The organism is Nocardioides sp., from assembly GCF_035429765.1.
GTDB lineage: Bacteria > Actinomycetota > Actinomycetes > Propionibacteriales > Nocardioidaceae > Nocardioides.
The window spans coordinates 24,051-27,927 of sequence record NZ_DAOMFK010000002.1 but is presented as its reverse complement, the minus strand read 5'-3'; the positions used below and the strand labels follow the sequence as shown (position 1 = coordinate 27,927).

The window sequence follows — 3,877 nt, the reverse complement described above, 5'->3', positions numbered from 1 at the left end:
GGTGGCCGCGGAAGCGGCACGTGAGTACACCGCGGCGACAAGCGACTCCGCTCGGCGCCAGGCGCGGGCGCGGTGGACGCCCGACACGTCGTCGATCGGGGCGCCGGCCTCGTGACGGCAGCACCCCAGGAGGAGAGACGACGCCCCTACCGGTCTGCTCGCCGCCAGCAGCAGGCGGCGCAGACCCGTGCGCTCGTCCTGGCGGCGGCCACGGTGCTGTTCGCCGAACGCGGCTGGTCGTCGACCGGGATGCGCGACATCGCCACGGAAGCAGGCGTCGCAGTCGAGACCGTGTATGCGAGCTTCGGCTCCAAGCCCGAGCTGCTGCTCGCCGCCATCGACGTGGGCGTCGTCGGCGACGCCGAGCCCGTGCCGCTGTCGCACCGTCCCGAGTTCGCCGCGATCGGCGTCGGTAGCCTCACGGACCGGATCGGTGCGGCTGCGCAGCTGGTCTCGGGAATCAACCAGCGCACCTGGGGCCTGCGTCGAGCACTCACCGAAGCAGCCGGGAGCGAGCCGCAGCTCGCCGCCAAGCTCCACGACTTGGAGAACAGTCGGCGAGCGGACATCCGCCAAGGGGTGGAGATGGTGCTCGGCCGACCGGTCGACGACGACGTGCTCGACGGGCTGTGGGTGGTCATGGGCGCCGACGTCTACCACCTCCTGACCCAGATCGGCGAGCGATCGGTAGCCGCCTACGAAAGTTGGCTGGCGGTGACCGTCGAGCGCTTGCTGATCGTGAGCGGGACTGAGGGCACCGCCACCGCCGCGACAAGGAGGGAACCATGAGCCGTGTGCAGAAGAGCTCGCGTGTCGAGGTGGAGGTCGACGCGAGCGTTGAGCAGGTGTGGGACGTGATCTCCGACGTCACCCGGATCGGGGAGTGGAGCCACGAGTGCCACTCTGCACGATGGCTGGGCAACGCTCAGGGACCGCTCCCAGGCGCCCGCTTCCGAGGGCGGAACCGGTCCGGCTGGGCACGCTGGAGCCGCATCAGCGAGATCGTCACCGTGGACCCGCCCTGCGAGATCGTCTGGAGGACGGTGCCGACCCGGCTCTTTCCCGACAGCACGCAGTGGCGCATCCGACTGGAACCTCGCGAGGGCCGCACGCTGATCACGCAGTCGTTCACCGTCGTGCGGGCGCCGTGGCTGCTGGACCTGCTCTACGCCCGTCTGATTCCCGCCCATCAAGACCGCGACGCACGTCTGGCCGAGGACCTTGCCCGAGTCGGCGCAGCAGCACGGCCGCGTGAGCGGACATGAGCCGACCCCTCGGTCGGACGATCCCGGTAGCACTCCTCCACGGCCCGGAACCGATCAGCGATTCCGTGGGCGTCACGGGGTCTCCGCCTCGCTGATCGGCGGTCGTGGGCCGCGTCAGGCGTTGACGCGGATCATCTTCCGGTTGACGAACTCCTCGATGCCGAAGCGGCCCAGCTCGCGGCCCATGCCGGAGCGCTTGACGCCGCCGAAGGGCAGCTCCACGCCGTCGGCGTCGACACAGTTGACGAACACCATGCCGGCCTCGATCTGGGAGGCGACGCGCTCCGCCTGCTCCGGGTCGTTGGTGAACACGTAGGAGCCCAGCCCGAACGGCGTGTCGTTGGCGAGCTCGATCGCTTCGTCCTCGTCGGCGGCTTTGAACACCATGGCCACCGGGCCGAACAGCTCCTGGTAGAAGGTGGCACTGTCTCGGCTCACGTCGGTCAGTACGCCGGAGGGCACGTGCGCGCCCTCGCGCTCGGCGCCGGACGTGATCAGCCTGGCGCCGGAGCTGGTGGCCTCCTCGATCTGGGCGGTGAGCCGGTCCGCGGCCAGGGTCGAGCTCAGCGGGGCACGACCGTGGGCGAGGATGCCGTCAGTGAACTTGCTGAGGAACTCGTCGTACAGCTCCTCCACCACGATGAAGCGCTTCCCGGCGTTGCAGGCCTGGCCGGTGTTGCCCAGGCGAGCGGCCAGCGCCGCCTCGACCGTGGCGTCCAGGTTGTCGGTGCCGAGCACGAGGAACGGGTCGGAGCCGCCGAGCTCGAGGACCACCTTCTTGAGGTTGCGCCCCGCCACCTCGGCGACGGCGGCGCCGGCACGCTCGGAGCCGGTGACCGACACGCCCTGGACCCGCGGGTCGGCGATGACGTCGGCGGCCTGCTCGTTGGTGGCGTAGATGTTGACGTAGGCGCCTTGGGGGAAGCCGGCGTCGTCGAAGATCCGCTGGATCGCCTCTGCCGACGAGGGGCACTGCGGTGCGTGCTTGAGCAGGATGGTGTTGCCCAGGCACAGGTTGGGGGCGGCGAACCGGGCGACCTGGTAGGCGGGGAAGTTCCAGGGCATGATGCCGAGCAGCACGCCCACCGGCTCGCGGGTGATGCGGGCGGTGCCCTCACCGGCGAGCAGCGTGATCTCCTCGTCGGCCAGGAACTCCTCGGCGTGGTCGGCGTAGTACTCGTAGATCGCGGCGCTGAACTCCACCTCGCCCACGGCCTCGTCGCGCGGCTTGCCCATCTCGGTGACGATCAGGTCGGCGAGCTCGTCGACGCGCTCGTTGTGCAGCTCCGCCACCCGGCGCACCAGGGCGGCCCGCTCGGCGACCGTGGTGGTACGGCCCCAGCTCTTGTAGGCGGCCTGGGCCTTGGTGATCGCCCCCTGGATCTCCTCGTCGGTGGCAGTCGGGTAGGTCTTGATGGTCTCCCCCGTAGCGGGGTTGACGACCGCGTAGGCAGTCACGTTCGCTCCTCCTGGTCATGGTGTGATGCGTAGTCAATCGAGTCTTGCCCGGCGGGGCAAGGATCCCTCATCCCCGCACGACGTCGCGCGTCGGCCTATGGCTCGAGGCAACCGGCCTCGCGCCGGGGGCGATCGGGTGAACCGCACCGCCGGGGAGGGCGATCACGCCGGTGGTCCCAGGGCGTCAGTGGTTCGGTCGTGGGGGAACGACGACGCGGACCTGGAACCGAGCCAGGTCACGATCCATGGTCACGACGTCGGCGTTGTGCTCGAGTGCAAGAGCTGCCAGGTGCGCGTCGTTCGTCAGGTTGCCCGCAGTGCCTGCCTGTCGCAGCAGATCCGCCAGCAGGGCCGCGTGGCGGGGGGTCGGGTCGACCGTGACCGCCGCCGGCTGGCTCAGCCAGGCCAGCACCAGGTCCGAGGCCTCCGCTGCCGTGAGCGGGTGGGCGAACACGCGAGGATTGGTCGAGATGCGCACGAAGGCCAGCAGGCTGGTCCACGGCAGACCGACGGCCTCGGTCCCGGTCAGGGCCTGCTGCAGCCAGGTGCGGCACGCGTCGTGAGGTGGTGTGTCCTCGTTGACGGCGTAGAGCAGGACGTTGGCATCGACGATCTTCACCGGCCGAGTCCCAGCTCGTGGGCGATCTCCTGGTCCTCCAGGTCCGCGGCCAGCCTTCCGGAGTAGGTCAGGTCGACGGAGGGCTCTCCCATCGCGTAGGTCGGAAAGCTGAAGTCGGGGCCGGGTGCGCGAGGCGCCAGGCCGGCCCGGATGGCGGAGTTCACGGCCTCCTTGAAGGACAGGCCTCTCTCCCGCATGAGCACGTCGAGCATCCCGGCAACATCCGGGTCGAGGGTGACCGTGGTGCGAGGCATGATGACATCATAGCATCAGAGCATATGATGTCTTGATGCAGCGACGGTCGCCAGCGTTGATTGCGCCGGTCTCCAAAGCCTCGTTCGCACCCTTGCGCGTCGCCGTCGGGTAGCCTACAATCGAACACATGCACGCTTCGAAGGTCCGACAGGGGGTCGACGTGGTGGACTCTGCGGAGATCACGGGCTGGGCGGCGGGCCTGGCGGCGGTCGATGCCGAGGTCGATGATCGGGAGCGGGTCGCGCAGCTGAGGGCGTTGGAGGACCTGAAGGCGGCCGCG

Annotated in this window: 5 protein-coding genes; 2 read left to right on the top strand and 3 right to left on the bottom strand. The window is 69.6% G+C overall.

The features are described from left to right. Positions 1–72: 72 nt before the first annotated feature. Entirely contained in the window at positions 73–789 is a 717-nt protein-coding gene (locus PLP61_RS00435; RefSeq protein WP_324499269.1) for a TetR/AcrR family transcriptional regulator, read from the top strand. Further along, positions 786–1,265, top strand: a complete 480-nt coding sequence (locus tag PLP61_RS00430) for an SRPBCC family protein (RefSeq protein WP_324499267.1) — start codon at positions 786–788, stop codon at positions 1,263–1,265. The genes PLP61_RS00435 and PLP61_RS00430 overlap by 4 nt, the downstream gene beginning before the upstream one ends. Positions 1,266–1,379: 114 nt before the next feature. On the opposite strand, the gene PLP61_RS00425 is transcribed toward PLP61_RS00430, so the two are convergent. From PLP61_RS00425 to PLP61_RS00415, 3 genes are all read right to left on the bottom strand, one after another. Further along, positions 1,380–2,723: an NAD-dependent succinate-semialdehyde dehydrogenase gene (locus tag PLP61_RS00425; protein ID WP_324499265.1), complete on the bottom strand. Its 1,344-nt coding sequence runs from the start codon at positions 2,721–2,723 to the stop codon at positions 1,380–1,382. A gap of 184 nt (positions 2,724–2,907) precedes the next feature. Next, on the bottom strand, positions 2,908–3,342 hold the full coding sequence (locus tag PLP61_RS00420) for a type II toxin-antitoxin system VapC family toxin (protein WP_324499263.1): 435 nt from the start codon (positions 3,340–3,342) through the stop codon (positions 2,908–2,910). Further along, entirely contained in the window at positions 3,339–3,596 is a 258-nt protein-coding gene (locus tag PLP61_RS00415; protein WP_324499261.1) for a CopG family transcriptional regulator, read from the bottom strand. The genes PLP61_RS00420 and PLP61_RS00415 overlap by 4 nt, the downstream gene beginning before the upstream one ends. Between the last annotated feature and the right edge of the window lie 281 nt (positions 3,597–3,877).